Annotated in this window: 18 protein-coding genes; 12 read left to right on the top strand and 6 right to left on the bottom strand. The window is 66.7% G+C overall.

Annotated elements, in window-relative coordinates; translation table 11 throughout:
* The first annotated feature begins 162 nt into the window (after positions 1–162).
* Together ACIA5H_RS06230 and ACIA5H_RS06235 are read left to right on the top strand one after the other, a co-directional pair.
* On the top strand, positions 163–1,161 hold the full coding sequence (locus tag ACIA5H_RS06230; protein WP_397074279.1) for a sigma-70 family RNA polymerase sigma factor: 999 nt from the start codon (positions 163–165) through the stop codon (positions 1,159–1,161).
* Positions 1,162–1,175: 14 nt separating this feature from the next.
* Positions 1,176–1,823, top strand: coding sequence for a hypothetical protein (locus tag ACIA5H_RS06235; RefSeq protein WP_397074281.1), 648 nt, complete (start codon positions 1,176–1,178; stop codon positions 1,821–1,823).
* A gap of 88 nt (positions 1,824–1,911) precedes the next feature.
* Here the strand turns inward: ACIA5H_RS06235 and ACIA5H_RS06240 are convergent, their stop codons facing one another.
* Positions 1,912–2,256 (bottom strand): hypothetical protein, encoded by a 345-nt coding sequence (locus ACIA5H_RS06240; RefSeq protein ID WP_397074283.1) that lies wholly within the window; start codon positions 2,254–2,256, stop codon positions 1,912–1,914.
* Between the two features lie 192 nt (positions 2,257–2,448).
* On the opposite strand from ACIA5H_RS06240, the gene ACIA5H_RS06245 reads away from it, so the two are divergent.
* On the top strand, positions 2,449–3,828 hold the full coding sequence (locus tag ACIA5H_RS06245; protein ID WP_397074285.1) for a hypothetical protein: 1,380 nt from the start codon (positions 2,449–2,451) through the stop codon (positions 3,826–3,828).
* Positions 3,828–4,127, top strand: a complete 300-nt coding sequence (locus ACIA5H_RS06250) for an MTH1187 family thiamine-binding protein (protein ID WP_397074287.1) — start codon at positions 3,828–3,830, stop codon at positions 4,125–4,127. The genes ACIA5H_RS06245 and ACIA5H_RS06250 overlap by 1 nt, the downstream gene beginning before the upstream one ends.
* Positions 4,128–4,286: 159 nt before the next feature.
* Here ACIA5H_RS06250 and ACIA5H_RS06255 read toward each other — a convergent pair whose 3' ends face one another.
* The 3 genes from ACIA5H_RS06255 to ACIA5H_RS06265 all read right to left on the bottom strand — a co-directional run bounded on the left by ACIA5H_RS06255 (position 4,287) and on the right by ACIA5H_RS06265 (position 7,936).
* The gene (locus ACIA5H_RS06255; RefSeq protein ID WP_397074289.1) at positions 4,287–4,805 is read right to left on the bottom strand and encodes a DUF6879 family protein; all 519 of its coding nucleotides are present in this window, start codon (positions 4,803–4,805) and stop codon (positions 4,287–4,289) included.
* A 478-nt stretch (positions 4,806–5,283) separates the two neighbouring features.
* The gene (locus ACIA5H_RS06260) at positions 5,284–6,876 is read right to left on the bottom strand and encodes an acyl-CoA synthetase (RefSeq protein ID WP_397074291.1); all 1,593 of its coding nucleotides are present in this window, start codon (positions 6,874–6,876) and stop codon (positions 5,284–5,286) included.
* 22 nt (positions 6,877–6,898) lie between these two features.
* Complete coding sequence (locus ACIA5H_RS06265; protein ID WP_355076864.1) at positions 6,899–7,936, bottom strand: LLM class F420-dependent oxidoreductase; 1,038 nt, start codon at positions 7,934–7,936, stop codon at positions 6,899–6,901.
* 115 nt (positions 7,937–8,051) lie between these two features.
* On the opposite strand from ACIA5H_RS06265, the gene ACIA5H_RS06270 reads away from it, so the two are divergent.
* Genes ACIA5H_RS06270 through ACIA5H_RS06290 form a run of 5 tightly spaced genes read left to right on the top strand, consistent with a single transcriptional unit; the run spans position 8,052 to position 12,562 of the window.
* Positions 8,052–9,017 carry a Zn-ribbon domain-containing OB-fold protein gene (locus ACIA5H_RS06270; protein ID WP_379250374.1) on the top strand — a complete coding sequence of 322 codons (966 nt, stop codon included), beginning with the start codon at positions 8,052–8,054 and terminating at the stop codon, positions 9,015–9,017.
* Positions 9,018–9,029: 12 nt separating this feature from the next.
* Entirely contained in the window at positions 9,030–10,064 is a 1,035-nt protein-coding gene (locus ACIA5H_RS06275; RefSeq protein WP_379250373.1) for a thiolase domain-containing protein, read from the top strand.
* Positions 10,061–11,227 carry a thiolase domain-containing protein gene (locus ACIA5H_RS06280; protein WP_397074294.1) on the top strand — a complete coding sequence of 389 codons (1,167 nt, stop codon included), beginning with the start codon at positions 10,061–10,063 and terminating at the stop codon, positions 11,225–11,227. Before ACIA5H_RS06275 ends, ACIA5H_RS06280 begins: the two co-directional genes overlap by 4 nt.
* Positions 11,228–11,232: 5 nt before the next feature.
* The gene (locus ACIA5H_RS06285; RefSeq protein WP_397074511.1) at positions 11,233–12,117 is read left to right on the top strand and encodes a TIGR03619 family F420-dependent LLM class oxidoreductase; all 885 of its coding nucleotides are present in this window, start codon (positions 11,233–11,235) and stop codon (positions 12,115–12,117) included.
* A 28-nt stretch (positions 12,118–12,145) separates the two neighbouring features.
* Positions 12,146–12,562, top strand: a complete 417-nt coding sequence (locus ACIA5H_RS06290; protein ID WP_355076857.1) for a nuclear transport factor 2 family protein — start codon at positions 12,146–12,148, stop codon at positions 12,560–12,562.
* Positions 12,563–12,617: 55 nt separating this feature from the next.
* On the opposite strand, the gene ACIA5H_RS06295 is transcribed toward ACIA5H_RS06290, so the two are convergent.
* Positions 12,618–13,919, bottom strand: a complete 1,302-nt coding sequence (locus ACIA5H_RS06295) for a cytochrome P450 (protein WP_356963623.1) — start codon at positions 13,917–13,919, stop codon at positions 12,618–12,620.
* Between the two features lie 102 nt (positions 13,920–14,021).
* Here ACIA5H_RS06295 and ACIA5H_RS06300 point away from each other — a divergent pair, with 102 nt between their 5' ends.
* The 3 genes from ACIA5H_RS06300 (at position 14,022) to ACIA5H_RS06310 (ending at position 16,573) form a co-directional block, all read left to right on the top strand.
* Positions 14,022–15,185 (top strand): steroid 3-ketoacyl-CoA thiolase, encoded by a 1,164-nt coding sequence (locus ACIA5H_RS06300; RefSeq protein WP_397074298.1) that lies wholly within the window; start codon positions 14,022–14,024, stop codon positions 15,183–15,185.
* Positions 15,186–15,544: 359 nt separating this feature from the next.
* A complete protein-coding gene (locus ACIA5H_RS06305; protein ID WP_011207048.1) occupies positions 15,545–15,961 on the top strand; it encodes a helix-turn-helix domain-containing protein in 417 nt (138 codons plus the stop codon).
* A 489-nt stretch (positions 15,962–16,450) separates the two neighbouring features.
* Positions 16,451–16,573, top strand: a complete 123-nt coding sequence (locus ACIA5H_RS06310) for a hypothetical protein (protein ID WP_397074300.1) — start codon at positions 16,451–16,453, stop codon at positions 16,571–16,573.
* Positions 16,574–17,017: 444 nt separating this feature from the next.
* On the opposite strand, the gene ACIA5H_RS06315 is transcribed toward ACIA5H_RS06310, so the two are convergent.
* On the bottom strand, positions 17,018–17,929 hold the full coding sequence (locus ACIA5H_RS06315; RefSeq protein WP_379250371.1) for an SDR family oxidoreductase: 912 nt from the start codon (positions 17,927–17,929) through the stop codon (positions 17,018–17,020).
* Positions 17,930–17,937: the final 8 nt, after the last annotated feature.

Raw genomic sequence — 17,937 nt, forward strand, 5'->3', positions numbered from 1 at the left:
TCTTTTCGTGTCACCGGATATGACGGTCCGCGAGCGGTCGATTCATCGCCGCGACGATCGTGACACGTCCCACAGGCCGCACAGGTTTAATGATCTTGATCAGCGCGGCGCTCGAGTTGAAGAGCCTGTTTCTTGTCGGTGGCCTGTGGCAGGGTGACCCCCATGACCGACTCGCCAGCCTCCCCCGCCGGCCTCGCTCCCGATCTGCTCGCCGCGTTCGAGACCCATCGCAGGGAACTCTGCGCGTACGCCTACCGCATGCTCGGCTCGTCCTTCGAAGCGGAGGACGCGGTGCAGGAGACCCTCACCAGGGCGTGGAAGTCCTACGACTCGTTCGAGGGCCGCGCCAGCCTCCGCTCCTGGCTGTACAAGATCACCACGAACGTCTGCCTGGACATGCTCGACGGTCCGCAGCGCCGCGCCCGGCCGATGGATCTGTGCGGTCCGTCGCGGCCGGATTCGCCGTTGCCCGCGCCCCAACCGGATTACGTCTGGATCGAGCCGATCCCGAACGCGCTGGCCTTCGGCGCCGATCCGGCCGAGCACGCCAGCGCCAAGGACACGCTGCGCCTGGCCTTCGTCGCCGCCTGCCAGCACCTGCCCGCCACCCAGCGCGCGATCCTGATCATGCGCGAGGTGCTGCGCTTCTCCGCCAACGAGACCGCCGAGGCGCTCACCATGTCGCCCGCGTCGGTCAACAGCGCGCTGCAACGAGCGCGCGCCACCATGTCCAAGGTCCAGCCCGCGGCCACCGACACCTACGACGAGACCGACGAGGACCAGCGCAAACTCGTAGACGGTTTCGTCAAGGCGTTCGAGGCCTACGACATGGACACCCTCACCTCACTGCTGAAAGCCGATGTGGCACTGTCCATGCCGCCGATCGAGCTGTGGATCTCCGGCCCGGAGAACGTGGCCGCGTTCATGCTCGGCCACGGAAGCGCCTGCCGGGATTCGCGACTGGTCCGGCTGGAAGGCGCCAACGGCCTGCCCGCCTTCGGCCACTACAAGCCGAGCGACGCGCCGGGCGTGTGGGTGCCGTGGTCGATCACGGTGCTGGAACTCGACGGCGACACCATCGCCGGACTGAACTTCTTCCTCGACACCGACAAGCTGTTCCCCCTGTTCGGCCTCGCGCCTGAACTGCGCGAGAACGTTTGATCCGGAACGCACGAATGACCCTCCGCGATCAAGGTTGGGAGCCGGTCACGCCGGTTGGTTCCCGCGGTGAATTCACATGGCGCGTCTGGTGCGACGCACGACGGCCACCGGAAGCCGATCTCATGGGCTGGCCGGAGGATGCAGATTTCCTGGCAACCTTCGTGGAGGTCACCAACGGCGAGGGCCGCCTGGATTCCGGCGGCATCGGCGGTGTTCGCGAGCCCGGCGAGCAACTGCGGTACTGCGTCGGCGGTCGTGACGGTTTCCCTGAGATCGTTGCCGTCCGGGTGGCGCAGGATCGGGCGGGCATCCTGGTCGAGACGACGCGGCGGTCCGTCGAGGTCGATGCCGCTGAGCTTGGTGAACCGCACTATGGGATGCGCTTTTTCGCGATGCCGCTCGATGACCAGGAGCGTCTCGTCGCCGTCGCCAAGTGGCGACATCCGGCAGGAACATATCGCGCTGTCGGCCCGCTGACCCGACTCGCGAACCACGAAATTCCCGGACCGAGAAGGTCCGGGGGTTTCGTCGTTGCAGACCCGATAACCCTGCTTGCGTGGGGGAGCCGGAGCTGCGGCTACTCCAGCGGTCCCGGTGCTGTGCGCTGTGATCGCCGGTGTGATCCACGTCGAGGTGCATCTCTGCGCCCCGACCGAAGTTGACGCTGTGGGGGGGGCGGTGGCCACTCCCGCACGCCGACCGGTGAGCGTCGGAGGACGCGAACTGCGTGCGGGATGCTCAAAGCGCTGCTCAGTGCATGCGTGGCGAGTCCGGATACAGACGCGCGGTATCCGGCACCATCCGTCCGGCGTCGATCAAGGTTTGCCGTGCGGCTGCCTTCCGGGGGCAGCCATCGGCGCGGCATCCGCGATGGCGCTGCATCGTTGCGTGCGCTTCGGGCACGCTCAGCGGGTGCTCTGGTGCCTCATGCGGCCAGCCTGTCGGCCATAGGCCCATGTCGGCGGATTCGGCGGCCTGGGCGGCGCGGATACGGTCATGTCGCCGTTCGGCTCGCCACTCGGCCTGTATGCGATCGATGATCGCCTGCGGCGATGTCTCGTCCGGTTCGGCTTCCCTCCACCAGTTGAACCCCACCACTTCACCCCTGTCTGTCGGCTTTTGCTGGTGAGCACCCGACGCCGGGGAGTCGATGTAGGCACCGCATCAACCCGGCGGCGGGGCTGGTTATCAGCGTGGCGTCACGCTTGACGTTGTTGCAGTCACACGGTGCATACGGAGCGCTTACGCTTCCTATACGCGAACAACAGACACGGAGGGGCGTACGCGATGTTCGTGGTGACCCGTTGGACCGGCTTGGAAGTCCGAGCGTTGCGCCGGGTAGCTCTGCGAGTCAGTCAGTCTCGGTTCGCCGAGATGACTGGTTTCTCCGAAGCGGTTGTAAGCAAGTGGGAAAGACGTGGCGAGACGATCACTCTGTCTGGTGACTTCGCCGCTGCCATGGACATCATGCTGAAGCGACTGGACGATGACCAGTCGGCACGGTTCCAGGCCGAACTGGCTGATTCGGTGCGGCCGATTGCACCCAGCGAAGGTCCGGAAGATCGTCCTATCATCGCGGCCGAAGGCAGTAGCGATCTTCGCATACCTGACGCGGAAGCTGAGGACGACGTGAACCGCAATGAATTCCTACGCGGATTGTTGGCTCTCCCCGCCGCTACCCTTGCGAACGATCTCATTACGGTGGCCAGCGCTCCTATGGAGCCATCCGCCCCGGCCAAGGTGGGGATGGATCACGTCGATCAGGTTCGGGCGTGGGCGGGACTGTTCCGTGCAGCGGACGATGCGGGACTGCGGGTGGGTGACGCCATGACCACCCAACTACGGACAGCAGTCTTATTCCTCAGCGCCGACATGCCATCACACGTTCGCACCGCGATGCAATCGGCGGTCGGAACGTTCTTCAGGGTCGTCGGATGGGCCTATTTCGATCGCGGGCAGCACGATCCGGCCAGAGCTCACTTTCATATGGGTTGGCAATGCGCGGAACAGGCTGGTGAATGGTGGCTACGCGCCGCAATCCTGACCTGCATGGCGCGTCAGGCAATATTCCTCGGCAATGCCGATGATGCACTCACCATGCTCGGCCTTGCCTCGGTGCGGTCCGATCGTATTTCGCTGCTGCGCCGCGCAGATATTGCCGCAGTGCAGGCCCGCGCCTTCGGCAAGCTAGGCAACGATATCGAATGCATTCGAGCTGTATGCCAAGCCGAGCAGCTCTTTGCGGAGGCCGCCGGGCAAGAACACCCCGATACGGAGTACGAAGGCTTCAAAGGCTATTACAACGAGCAACTGATGAACAGTGACGCCACACATGGATTATTCGAGCTCGCATATCAGCGAAACATCCGAATAGCCAACACGGTTGAACGTCTCCACGCCGCGTTGAAGCTGTCGGACGACCACGCTCGCTCGCGGCAATTGAACACCGCGCGCCTTGCTGCGCTGCAGCTCCGACACGGAGACTTGGACGAGGGGGTCACCCTGGGAACCAGAGCCGTCCAAGGCGCTTTGGGCACAACGTCGGCGCGAGTGCTGAACGAGCTGGCAAAGATCTATCAGGTGACGGGCGAAGACCGCATCAGGAATGCATCAGGCGTGCCCGAATTACGGCGGGGCATTTTAGATATTCTAACAAAGGAGTCATAGTGATCATCGCCTTCTCGGTAACACCGGTTGGAGTAGGCGAAAGCGTCGGTGCCGCAGTGGCCGAAGCGGTGCGCGTTATACGCGCCAGCGGATTGCCGAATGAGACGAACGCCCTGTTCACAACCATCGAAGGTGAATGGGATGAGGTAATGGCGGTGATCAAGCAAGCGGTCGATGCCGTAATGGAAGTCGCGCCACGATGCAGCATCATTCTCAAGGGCGATGTCCGACCTGGATCAACAAACGCGATCACATCGAAAGTCGAATCGGTGGAGCGTCATTTGAGGCAACCTCGTTAACCGCGCCTCCGTGGGCTACGGTCCCCGGTTTCAATCTTCGACACCACCGACTCATGCCAACCGCGAGAGAGGAAAGCTGACAGCCGGACAGCCCGGCATCATGACGAAGCCCCCGGAGAGTTGCCCCAAGGGCTTGTCGCGCTTTATGAACGGAGTTGGTCACCGCTGAACATACTCCGCATAAGGGATAGCCAGCTGCCAGAGCCGCCCCCGTACCTCTTGGCAGTACGCCACGATTCCGGGGTCTGTGGTCACTGCCAGACCGGCCGGCGCCCCGGCCGGATCGGTGAGGTTGTAAACAACCCTCTCGCCATCCATCAACCACCAGTCGTCTGGTGGCACCGTTCCCGCGATATTTCTCGGCACATAAGGGATGTCGTCCCCAGCTTCCACATTGTACCCGGTGACCGACAACAACCATCGCTGATAGTCCGACAGTGGTTCGGTGACCACACGAACACGGGTCACCGATACGCCCCGGCTGGTGGTTTCCAGCATGAGGTCTTGCCAGGGCGTCCGGGTGTACGGGGCTGGTTCGCCACCGAGGAAGGCACGTATCCGGGTGTCCTCGTCGGCTATGTGGTATTCGTCCCGCACTTCGAGATGGAACGCATCCCGTCTCAGCTCACGGAACAGATTCGGCCACAGGTCCGGTTCATCGTCGGGCCGCAGCAGCATTGCCGTAGAACGTCCTTTCTAGCTTCGCGACCTCGATAGCAGTTTCGTCCTTTGCCAAGGTCAACATGCCCAAACCATCCGGCTCGGTGATCGGCCGACTGGGATACGGTCAAGGTACCCCGGCCGGTGTCGGTCATAGTGGAGCTGATGAACGTATCCGGCTCGGCGAACCCGGTCAGAAGGTGCGGAATCTCCACCGTCCCAGTGGGGGTGATTCCCACCCTGGACTATGTAACTGCCCTGGTCGGTGGCATACAGGCTTGAGCATCCTCCAGAGTCCGATCTGGGGGCACCGGTACACTCGCAGATCCTTCGCGGGGACGCGAGTGCGCCCTTCACGGTAACCGTGAAGGGCGCACTCGCTTTCGGCGTCGTCGCGTGGCCGGGTCACAGCCCCAGCGGCCCGGTTACACGGCGAGCCTCGCCTCCGCCGGACCTGGGGCGGGCGTCGCGCCGTCCGTCCGTCGGGCGGCGGCTCTCAGGAGGCGGGAATGTACCGCTCCCGCAGCTTGCGCTTGTAGAGCTTGCCGTTGGGATCGCGCGGCAGCTCGGGCAGATAATCGATCGACTTGGGCATCTTGTACTTCGCCAATTGGGTGGCGGCGAAGGCGAGCAGTTCCTCGGTGAGCGCGTCGTCGCCCTCGGTTCCGTCGGCGGGCTGTACGACCGCCTTCACCTCCTGGCCCCAATCCGGGTGCGGGATGCCGAAGACCGCGACGTCGGCGACCTTCGGGTGGGTGATCAGGACGTTCTCGACCTCCGCCGGGTAGATGTTCACACCGCCGGACAGGATCAGGTCCGAGCGCCGGTCGTGCAGGTAGAGGTAGCCGTCCTCGTCGAGGTGGCCGATGTCGCCGACGGTGAACAGGTCGCCGACGCGCGAGTCATCGGTCTTTGCCTTGTCGTGGTGGTACTCGAAACTCGACGCGCCCATGCGCATGTAGACCAGGCCGGGTTCGCCGACCGGCACCTCGGAGCCATCCTCTTCGCTCAGCACCTTGATCACCGACCACGGCCATGCCTTGCCGACCGAGCCCGGCTTGCGCAGCCAGTCGGTGCCGTTGATCACCGTGCCGCCGCCCTCGGTGGCCGCGTAGTACTCGGTGACCGTCGGCCCCCACCACTCGAGCATCTGCCGCTTGGTCTCCTGCGGGCAGGGCGCTGCGCCGTGCACCATGCTGCGCAGCGAGGACACGTCGTACTTGGCGCGCACCTCCTCCGGCAGGGCGAGCAGGCGGTGGAACTGGGTGGGCACCATGTGGCTGTGCGTCACCCGGTGCTTGTCGATCAGCCGCAGCATGTCCTCGGCGTCCCAACGGTCCATCAGCACGAGCTTGTGGCCCAGCTGGATCGAGATGGTCGCGAAGTTCAGCACCGCGGTGTGGTACAGCGGCGAGCCGCAGATGTGCACGTGGTCGTCGTAGGGCGCGAGCTCGAACAGGCCGAAGAACGCGGTGGTGTGCGGCGGGACGACGTCCGGGTCCGCGCCGGTGAGCGGCCGCCGGACGCCCTTGGGCCGTCCGGTGGTTCCCGAGGTGTAGAGCATCGGCGCGCCGGTGCTGCGGTCGGCGGGACGGCCGGTGTCGGCCGCGCCGAGCCAGGCCACCGACTTGAAGCCCTCGATCTCGCCCACCGCGAAGCGCGCCGTCGCGGGCAACCCCGCCTCGTCGGCGGCGGCCTTGGCCGCGGCGGCGAAACGATCGCTGGCGATGAACGCCTTCGCCTCGCTGTCGGCCAGGATGTAGGCGACCTCCGGACCGGTGAGATGCCAGTTCACCGCGACGATGTACAACCCCGACTGGTAGGCCGCGAAGTACGCCGCGATCGCCTCCACGCAGTTGTGCACCATGCTCACCAGCACGTCACCGGTTTTCAGGCCGAGCCCGCGCAAGCCGGTGGCGTAACGATTGGCGAGCGTGGCCAATTCGCGATACGTCACCTCCCGGCCCCAGGGATCGACCATCGCGATCCGATCGGGTTCGGCTTCGGCGATGTTCCACAGACCGAGAATTTTCACTGGCTCCGGTACGGGGGGATTGTGCGGAGCCGACGGGGCGGGTGAGGCAGTCACCCCATTGAATCTAGAACGTGTTCTACTGTTCGACAAGGGGTGCGAGCCGATGCAATTGGGCGACATCGGGAACCGACACCAGCATCATCGTGACGCCCGCGGCCTCCCAGACCCGCAGCTGTTTGCGGACATGCTCCTCGTCTCCGATGATCGCGGTGTCCAGAATCAGCTCGTCCGGCACCGCCGCCGCGGCCTCCGCCTTCTTGCCCGACTGGAACAACTTGCCGATCTCGTCGACCTCGCGGTCGTACCCCATGCGCCGGTACACCTGGGCGTGGAAGTTCAACTCCGGCGCTCCCATGCCGCCGATGTAGAGCGCCATGATCCAGCGCATCCGCTCCAGCTCGCCCGCCGGGTCGTCGGTGATCACCACCTGACAACTCGCGGCGATCTCGAAGTCCTCCCTACTGCGCCGCGCGCCCGCCCGCGCGAAGCCCTCGTCGAGCCACTCGTCGTACATCCCGGCCAGCCGGGGCGCGTAGTAGATGGCCAGCCAGCCGTCGGCGATCTCGGCGGTGAGCGCCACGTTCTTCGGCCCCTCCGCGCCAAGCCAGATCGGCAAATCCGCACGTAGCGGATGGACGATCGGCTTCAGCGGCTTGCCGAGCCCGATCGAACCCGGCCCGGTGTAGGGCAGCGGGTAGTGCGGGCCGTCGCTGGTGACCGGCGCCTGCCTGGCCAGCACCTGGCGCACGATCCCGACGTACTCACGGGTGCGCTGCAACGGCTTGGCGAACGGCTGGCCATACCAGCCCTCCACCACCTGCGGACCCGAGACGCCCAAGCCGAGAATGGCGCGGCCACCGCTGAGATGGTCCAGGGTGAGCGCGTGCATGGCGGTCGCCGCAGGCGTGCGCGCCGACATCTGCACCACCGACGTGCCCAGGCGCACCCGACGCGTGGCCGAACCCCACCAGGTGAGCGGACCGAAGGCGTCCGACCCCCATGACTCAGCAGCGAAGACGGCGTCGAATCCGGCTTCCTCGGCCGCCACCACCAGCTCCCCCGCGTTCGCGGGCGGCTGGGCCATCCAGTACCCGAGTTGCAATCCGAACTTCACGCCGGACCCCTTTCCGATCAACTGCTTGCCACCAGAGTTAGAACCTGTTCTACTCGATATCGTGACTCAGGGGAATACTGCATCCACGGCAATCGCTGGTGGTAGCGGCACGGCATTGAACACGGACGCCGTGCCCGAGGTACTCAGCGCGCCCCTGCGGGTGCGTTTCGATTACACCCGCTCCGTCGGCACCACCATCGGAACCTTTCTGACCCGATTGCGCGACCACAAGATCGTCGGCGCGCGCGGGTCGGACGGCCGGGTGATCGTGCCGCCGCCGGAATACGATCCGATCACCGCCGAACCGCTGACCGAGTTCGTCGACGTCGCCGAGACCGGCACCGTCGAATCCTGGACCTGGGTGCGCGAGCCGCTGCCGGGCCAGCCGTTCGACCGCCCGTTCGCCTGGGCGCTGATCCGGTTGGACGGCGCGGACACGACGCTGCTGCACGCCGTCGACGTCGCCGCACCCGAGGACATCCGCAAAGGCTTACGGGTGACCGCCCGCTGGGCCGAGCAGACCGAGGGCAGCATTCGCGACATCCTCTGCTTCGAGCCGGGCGAGCATGCTTCGGCACCGGTGGAGTCCGCCTCGGCCGATCCGGTCACCATGATCACGACGCCGGTCGACCTGTCCTACAAGCACACCGCCTCGCCGCAGGAGACCGTGTACCTGCGTGGACTCGCCGAAGGCAAGCTGATCGGCGCGCGCACCGACGCCGCGGGCAAGGTGTACTTCCCGCCGCGCGGCGCGAATCCGACCGACGGCAGGCCGACCGACGAGTTCATCGAACTGTCCGATCACGGCACCGTGACCACCTTCTGCATCGTCAATGTGCCGTTCATGGGCCAGCGGATCAAGCCGCCCTACGTCGCGGCCTACGTGCTGCTGGACGGCGCGGACATCCCGGTGCTGCACCTGGTGCTCGGCTGCGACGCGAGCGAGGTGCGGATGGGCATGCGGGTGCAGGCGGTGTGGAAGCCGCGCGAGGAGTGGGGCTACGGGCTGGAGAACGTGGACCACTTCCGTCCCTCCGGCGAGCCGGACGCCGACTACGAGACCTATAAGCACCACCTCTGAGAGAGGCGCACGTTGACTGACAACGCCACCGACATCGCGGTCGTGGGCTTCGCCCACGCGCCGCACGTGCCGGAGACCTTCGGCACCACCAACGGTGTCGAGATGCTGGTGCCCTGCTTCCAGCAGCTCTACGACCGACTCGGCATCACCAAGTCCGATATCGACTTCTGGTGCTCCGGCTCGTCCGATTACCTTGCCGGACGGGCCTTCTCGTTCATCTCGGCGATCGACGCCATCGGCGCGGTGCCGCCGATCAACGAATCGCACGTGGAGATGGACGCCGCATGGGCGCTGTACGAGGCGTGGGTGAAACTGCGCTCCGGGCAGGCGACGACGGCACTGGTGTACGGCTTCGGCAAGTCCTCCGCGGGCACGCAGCGCCAGGTGCTCACCATGCAGCTGGACCCCTACCTGGTCGCGCCGCTGTGGCCGGACGCCTGGTCCATCGCCGGCCTGCAGGCGCGCGCCGGTCTGGACGCGGGCCGCTGGACCGAGCGGGACATGGCGGCCGTCGTGGCAGGCGACGGTGACGCCGACAGCCTGCTCGACCAGCCCTACGTCGCGGATCCGCTGCGCGCGCACGACATCGCGCCGATCACCGACGGTGCGGCCGCCATCGTGCTCGCCGTGGGCGACCGCGCCCGCGAACTGTGCGAACGCCCCGCGTGGATCACCGGCATGGCGCATCGGATCGATACTCCCGTGCTCGGTGCGCGTGACCTCACCGTCTCGCCTTCGACGGCCGCCGCCGCCCGCGCGGTCACCGGCGGCGACGTCAGCGGCTTCGACATCGCCGAGCTGCACGCGCCGTTCAGCCATCAGCAGCTGATCCTCGCCGAGGCGATCGGGCTGAAGAACGGTACGAAGGTGAATCCGTCCGGCGGCGCGCTCGCGGCCAACCCGATGTTCGCCGCGGGCCTGGAGCGCATCGGCTTCGCGGCCGAGGCGATCATCGCGGGCTCGGCGAATCGCGCCCTGGCCCACGCCACCAGCGGCCCCGCGCTCCAGCAGAACCTTGTGACCGTCTTGGGATCGGAGAACCGATGAGCTTGCCAGCTGCGGTGCTCGGCACCGGACAGACCCATCACGTGACGAAACGGACCGACGTCTCCATGTCGGGGATGTGCCGCGAGGCCATCGATCGCGCCCTCGCCGACGCCGGTCTCACCATCGCCGATATCGACGCGGTCGTGGTCGGCAAGGCGCCCGACGGGTTCGAGGGCGTCATGATGCCCGAGCTGTTCATGGCGGACGCGCTCGGCGCCACCGGCAAGCCGCTGCTGCGGGTGCACACCGCTGGTTCCGTCGGCGGCTCCACCGGCATCGTCGCGACCAATCTGGTGCAGGCGGGTGTGCACAAGCGCGTGCTCGCGGTGGCGTGGGAGAAGCAGTCGGAGTCGAACGCCATGTGGGCGTTGTCGATTCCGGTGCCGTTCACCATGCCGGTCGGCGCGGGCGCGGGCGGCTACTTCGCGCCGCACGTACGTTCCTACCTCCGGCGCTCCAACGCCCCGGGTCACATCGGCGCCATGGTGGCGGTGAAGGATCGCCGCAACGGCGCCAAGAACCCGCTGGCCCACCTGAAGCAGCCAGACATCACGCTGGAATCGGTGCTCGCCTCGCAGATGCTGTGGGACCCGATCCGCTTCGACGAGACCTGCCCCTCTTCCGACGGCGCGTGCGCGATCGTGCTGGGCGACGCGGACGCCGCCGAGGCGGTCGAGGCCACCGGCCGCAAGGTCGCCTGGGTGCACGGCACCGCGATGCGTACCGAACCGACCACATTCTCCGGGCGCGACCAGGTCAACCCGCAGGCGGGCCGCGACGCGGCGGCGGCGCTGTGGCAGGCGGCCGGCATCACCAACCCGCTCGAGGAGATCGACGTAGCCGAGATCTACGTCCCGTTCTCCTGGTTCGAACCGATGTGGCTGGAGAACCTGGGCTTCGTGCCGCAGGGCGACGGGTGGAAGCTCACCGACAAGGGCGAGACCGAAATCGGCGGCACTCTTCCGGTCAATCCGTCCGGCGGCGTGCTGTCGTCCAACCCGATCGGCGCCTCCGGGCTCATCCGGTTCGCCGAGGCGGCCAAGCAGGTCATGCAGCGGGCCGGGGACTACCAGGTCGAGGGCGCGCGCAAGGCGCTGGGACACGCGTACGGCGGCGGTTCGCAGTACTTCTCGATGTGGGTGGTCGGATCGGAGCGGCGGTGACTGCGCTGAAGTTCACCGTCGGCATCGCGCTGAGTCCGCTGGACCAGCTGCCGGAGCTCGCGAAAACCGCCGAAGAGTGCGGTTTCTCGTCCATCGCCCTGCCGGATTCGTTGTTCTACATGAAGTCGGCGGCGGCGAAGTACCCCTACACCGCCGACGGCAGCCGGTTCTGGGGGCCGGAGACCCCGTGGGTCGACCCGCTCATCGGCGCGACCGCCATGGCGGCCGTCACCAGCCGCATCCGCTTCTACACGAACGTGCTGAAGCTGGGTTCGCGCAATCCGCTGCTGCTGGCCCGGCAGGTCGGCTCGGTGGCCAACCTGTCGGGCAACCGCTTCGGTTTCGGCGTCGGAATCGGCTGGGCGCCGGAGGAGTTCGAGTGGTGCGGCGTGCCCTTCGCACGCCGCGGCGCGCGGGTGGACGAGATGATCGAGGTGATCAAGCTGGTGCTCGCCGGTGGCATGGTCGAATACCACGGCGAGTTCTTCGACTTCGATCCGCTGCAGATCAGCCCGGCCCCGAGCGAGCCGGTGCCGTTCTATATCGGCGGGCACACCGACGCGGCATTACGCCGCGCCGCACGGGTCGGCGACGGCTGGACCTCGGCCATGATGACCTATGACGAACTCCGGAGCACCATCGGCAAGCTCGGCACGCTGCGCGCCGAGTACGACCGGGCCGACGAGCCGTTCGAGATCCAGGCGGTGTGCGTCGATCGCTTCGGACGGTCGGGCTATCAGGACCTCGCGGACGCGGGCGTCACCGACGCGATCGTGGTGCCCTGGCTGGCCGACGGCATCGGATTCGACGGTGAGCTCGCCGCCAAACAGGACTCGCTGCGCGAGTTCGCGCGACAGTACATAGCCGAACCCGTGCTCGCCGCGCGGTGAGACCCTTCAATCGGTCGAAGGAGGCCGTATGACCACCGCCGAGCATCCGGCCCGGGCCGCGGGCCTTGCGTCACAGGCCGCCGTGCGAGCACGGGACAAGCGGGCCTGGGTCGCGCTGTTCGCCGAGGACGGCATCGTGGAGGACCCCATCGGCCCGTCGGGCTTCGACCCGGAGGGCAAGGGTCACCGCGGCACGGAGGCCATCGCCGCGTTCTGGGACAAGGCGATCGCGAAGACCGATCTGATCGAGTTCCTCTTCGGCGACTCGTTCGCCTGCGGCAACGAGGTCGCCTTCACCGGCACGATCCGCAGCACCCTCGGCGGGCACCGGATCGACGCCGACGGCGTGTTCACCTACCGGGTGAACGAGGACGGCAAGATCGCCGCGCTGCGGGCGTTCTGGGAGGTCGATCGCGCCATGAAGACCGCGCGTCCGGTCGACTGACTCGGTACCGGACGAAAAGGCCCTCGCACCGAAGTGCGAGGGCCTTTTCCATGTCTCAGTGCGCGACCGGGCAGGTCTTGTAGTCGACCGGGAACTCCTTGATCCCGTTGAGCCAGCCCGAACGCAGCCGCTTGGCGTCGGCGACCTTGGTGATGTCGGGCAGGTGGTCGGCGATGGCGTTGAAGATCAGGTCGATCTCCAGCCGGGCCAGGTTCGCCCCGATGCAGAAGTGCGCCCCGGTGCCGCCGAAGGCCAGGTGCGGGTTGTCCGCGCGCATGATGTCGAACTTCTCCGGCTGGTCGAAGACCTCTTCGTCGAAGTTGGCCGCGCGGTACAGCATGACCACCCGCTGGCCCTTCTTGATCTGCACGCCGCCGAGTTCCGTGTCCTCCAGCGCGGTCCGCTGGAACGAGGTGACCGGAGTGGCCCACCGGATGATCTCGTCGGCGGCCGTGGCGGGACGTTCCTTCTTGAACAGCTCCCACTGGTCCGGGTTCTCCAGGAACGCGATCATGCCGTGCGAGATGGCGTTGCGCGTGGTCTCGTTGCCCGCGACGGCGAGCATGATCACGAAGAAGCCGAACTCCTCTTCGGTGAGCTTGTCACCGTCGACATCGGCTTCGATCAGCGTCGTGACGATGTCGTCGGCCGGGCACTGCTTGCGCGCGGCCGCCATCTGGTAGGCGTAGCCCAGGATCTCGGCGGAAGCCGCGACCGGGTCGGCGGTGCTCTCCGGGTCGTCGTAGCCGGTCATGTCGTTGGACCAGGAGAAGACCTTCATCCGGTCTTCCTGCGGGACGCCGATCAGCTCGGCGATGGCCTGTAGCGGCAGTTCGCACGCGATCTGGGTGACGAAGTCGCCGGAACCCGACTCGGCCGCCGCCTTCACGATGGACTCCGCACGGGCCGACAGCTCCGCGCGCAGGCCGTTGATGGCGCGCGGGGTGAAGCCGCGCGAGATGATCTTGCGCAGCTTGGTGTGCTCCGGCGCGTCCATGTTCAGCAGGACGATCCGCTGCAGCTCGATCTGCTCCCGGGCGATGTCGTCGTTGAACCGCGGGATGGCGGTGTTCTCGTAACTGGAGAACACGTCGCTGCGCCGCGAGACCTCTTTGACGTCGGCGTGCTTGCTCACCACCCAGAAGCCGTCGTCGTGGAAGCCGCTGACGTCCGGGGACTGCGGGTTCCACCAGATCGGCGCCGTCCGGCGCAGTTCGGCGAACTCCTCGACCGGAACACGCTCGGCGTAGATGTCCGGGTCCGTGACGTCGAACCCGTCCGGAAGATTCGGCCGGGCATTCCGAGTGTCTACCACCAGATGTCTCCTTCGACAAACTGAAACACGTTCTATAATCATTGAAGCACAGGCGGGAGAACGAGGAAAGAAACCGGATAGATCCGCCCCTGACAAGTGCCATGAACGCGTTTCAGTTTTCTGTCCCATAAAGAGAGGTTGGACATGGGCACACCCGTGATCGTCGAGGCCGCACGGACCCCGATCGGCAAGCGCGGCGGCTGGCTGTCGGGCCTGCACGCGGCCGAACTGCTCGGCGCGGCCCAGCGCGGGCTGCTCGAGCGCGCACACCTGGACCCCGCGCAGGTCGAACAGGTCATCGGCGGCTGCGTCACCCAGGCGGGCGAGCAGTCCAACAACGTCACCCGGGTCGCGTGGCTGCACGCGGGCCTGCCGTGGCAGGTCGGCGCCACCACGATCGACACCCAGTGCGGCTCCGCTCAGCAGGCCAATCATCTGATCGCGGGCCTGATCGCGGCCGGCGCCATCGACATCGGCATGGCCTGTGGCGTGGAGGCGATGAGCCGGGTTCCGCTGGGCGCCAATGTCGGCGAGAACGCGGGGCCGCGCAGGCCCGCGTCGTGGAACATCGACCTGCCCAACCAGTTCGAGGCGGCCGAGCGAATCGCCAAGCGGCGCGGCATCACCCGCGCGGACGTGGACGCGTTCGGCGCACGCTCGCAGCGCCTGGCCGCGCAGGCGTGGGCAGAGGGCCGGTTCGATCGCGAGGTGCTCACCGTCACCGCCCCCGCAGCCGACAAAGAGGGCAACTTCACCGGCGAAAAGCTCGATGTGTCACGGGATCAGGGCCTGCGCGAGACCACTGTCGAAGGTCTGGCGAAGCTGAAGCCGGTCCTGGAGGGCGGCGTGCACACCGCCGGATCCTCCTCACAGATCTCCGACGGCGCCGCCGCGGTGCTGCTGATGGACGAGAAGGCCGCGCAGCGAGCGGGTTTGCGTCCGCGGGCGCGGATCGTCACGCAGGCGGTGGTCGGCGCGGAGCCGGAGTTCCACCTCGACGGCCCTGTGCAGGCGTGCACCAGGCTGCTGGAGCGGTCCGGCATGAATATCGGCGACATCGACCTTTTCGAGATCAACGAAGCGTTCGCGTCGGTCGCACTTTCCTGGGCTTCTGTACACCAGCCGGACATGGATCGGGTTAATGTCAACGGCGGCGCCATCGCTCTCGGGCATCCGGTCGGCTCCACCGGATCCCGCCTGATCACAACGGCTTTGCACGAACTGGAGCGCTCCGACCGCAGCACCGCAATGGTTCTCATGTGCGCCGGTGGCGCACTCGCGACAGGAACGATCATCGAACGTTTGTGAGTTCAACCATTTCATGCGCGTTTGTTGAACGTTCATCCCCTAGGCGCGCAAACGTGTCGTACGCCACACAAACCCATGTACCGCCGAGTCCATGAGATGTCAGCTATCTTGCGGCTATCAAGACCCCTTGCGTAGAGACCGCAGCGACGGGCCAGAACCGGTTCGTACCGCGGCTTCTCGAGAGGCCTTGGCGTGACCCGCAAACGCGACCGTCCCAGTGCCTTCGCCGCCTTCCGACCTAGAAGCTTCAAGGAAATCCGGAATCAGGCGTAGGTTTTCAGTTACTGAGCCGCTAATATCAATGATACGTATCCGAGATAACGACTGTTAGTACAGCGAAGGGAATTGGGCGGCTCACAATGGCTGATTTCGCGGCGCGGCTGAACAAGCTGTTCGAAACCGTGCATCCCCCGGGGCGTAAGCCGCACACCAACGCGGAGGTCGCGGCGGCGCTGACGGCCTCCGGACATCCGATCTCGAAACCGTACCTGTCGCAGTTGCGGTCGGGACAACGGACGAACCCGTCCGATGAGACGGTGGCCGCCCTGGCGAAGTTCTTCAAAGTCAAGCCGGACTACTTCTTCAACGACATCTATGCCGCCAAGATCGATCACGATCTGGAGCTGCTGTCCCAGCTGCAGGGCTATGGACTGCGACGGCTGTCGAGTAGAGCGTTCGACTTGTCCGAAGAATCACAGAACCTCCTCACATCCATGGCGGAGAAGTTGCGGGCAAGCGAGGGCTTGCCCGAAATTCCTCCGGATGGAACCGAATAGGTTCTTCTGCACGGCAGCACAGTGCGACCCATCGGGTCGCACTGTGCTGTGTTTTGCGCACGCGTAAGCGGGCGAAGCACGCAACCGGCGTGCGGTCGTGCCCAGAGAAATTGGGGCCGCCACCGCAGGCCGGTTAGTGCCGCCCTCCCTATGATGTGCTTACATATGCACTTTCGGCGCGGTTCGCCGACAGTCGTTCATGTCGAAGAGGATTCCCGGCCCAACCGGTCTGTCCGAATAGTCCGCGTTCGGCTATTGCGCCGGATTGATCGTATTTGCGCGAGGTCGATCAATTTCGAGCGCAGCCGGGCGCGGTGGTCCGATAGGCGCGCGAGACGTGCCTGCACGCTCCGCCCGGACTAAAGCCTTCGGACGGAGCAATCCACCGCGCTCACCCGGTCGGTCCGGACCACCACCGAGGCGGTCGGTGCGCGTTCCGCCAGCACGAGGCCGCCGCCGGGCGGCGAGTCAGCATGTCGCCGATCTGCGATGAGCAGGGTCGCGACCTTCCACGCGGGCCGAGCCAAGGCCGGACTGCCGGTCGCGACCCGGGCCGCGCGCCGGATCCGATCCACGGCCGGTACCGCGAGCACCACGATGCCCGCCGGGTAGAGCGCGATTGCACGGCCGACCCGCTGCCGAGCGCACGCCCAGACCGGACGACCCGGCGGCCGCCGAACCCACTGCGGCCGAACCCGTTTCAGCGGTCGGCCGGGCAGGGGCCGCATCGACCTCCGACCGCTGCCCCGGCACGGCCAGCGGAAGCCAGGGATCGCCGCTGTCGTCGCGCAGCGACTCGGGATCCACCGCGCACGATGGGCGGGAAAGTGGCACGTGGGCGGAAACCCTGCCGCCGCGCAGAGCGCGGCCCGCGACGGCGCCGGACGCTGCCTGCACACGGAACGCGCGACCTACTCTCATGCGCCGAGCCTTCCCCTCATCAGTCGAAGCGCAGTTCTGTGCCCGGTCGCCACTCTCACACGGGACTTTCCGAACGGACGGGTGCCCATACTAGACCCCGGCCCGCGAACGCGCCCGTCGACGGGCCAAGGCCGCTCAGGCGCCGTATACCGGCTCCGGCGGAGTCGCTTTGGCGATCAGGTCGGCCACGACCGGTCCGAGCTCGGCCGGATCCCAGCGGGCGCCGCGGTCGGCGGGCTCACCGTGCCGCCAGCCGTCGGCCAGCGCCACCTTGCCGCCTTCCACCTCGAAGACCCGCCCCGTCACCGCCGCCGACTGCGCACTGCCCAGCCATACGACCAGCGGAGACACGTTCTCCGGCGCCATCGCGTCGAAGCCGCTTTCCGGCGCCGCCATCATGTCCGCGAACACCGTCTCGGTCATCCTGGTGCGCGCGGACGGGGCGATCGCGTTCACCGTCACGCCGTAGCGGGCGAATTCGGCGGCGGCGGTCAGCGTCAGGCCCGCGATACCGGCCTTGGCCGCCCCGTAATTGCTCTGTCCGACGCTGCCCTGCAGTCCGGCGCCGGAGCTGGTGTTGATGATCCGTCCGTCGACCGGACGACCCGCCTTGGCCTCCGCACGCCAGTATTCGATCGCGTGCCGCATGGTCGCGAAGTGGCCTTTCAGGTGCACGCGGACCACCGCGTCCCACTCGTCCTCGCTGAGATTGACCAACATCCGGTCGCGCACGAACCCGGCGTTGTTGACCAGCACGTCCAGCTTGCCGAAGGTGTCGACGGCCTGGCGGACGAGCCTGCGGGCGCCTTCCCAGTCGGCGACGTCGTCGCCGTTGGCCACCGCCCGGCCGCCCAGCGCCTCGATCTCGGCGACCACCTGCGCGGCGGGCGTTTCCGCGGTGGCCGCGCCGTCGAGGGTCGAACCGATGTCGTTGACCACCACGCTGGCGCCCGCCGCGGCGAAAGCGAGGGCGTGCGCGCGGCCGATGCCCCGGCCCGCGCCGGTGACGATGACGACGCGCCCGGCGCAGATCTGCTCGGTGTCCATATGTGTCC

Origin of the sequence: Nocardia sp. NPDC051900, assembly GCF_044452545.1 — a bacterium.
In the GTDB taxonomy this organism is placed as follows: Bacteria; Actinomycetota; Actinomycetes; order Mycobacteriales; family Mycobacteriaceae; genus Nocardia; species Nocardia sichangensis.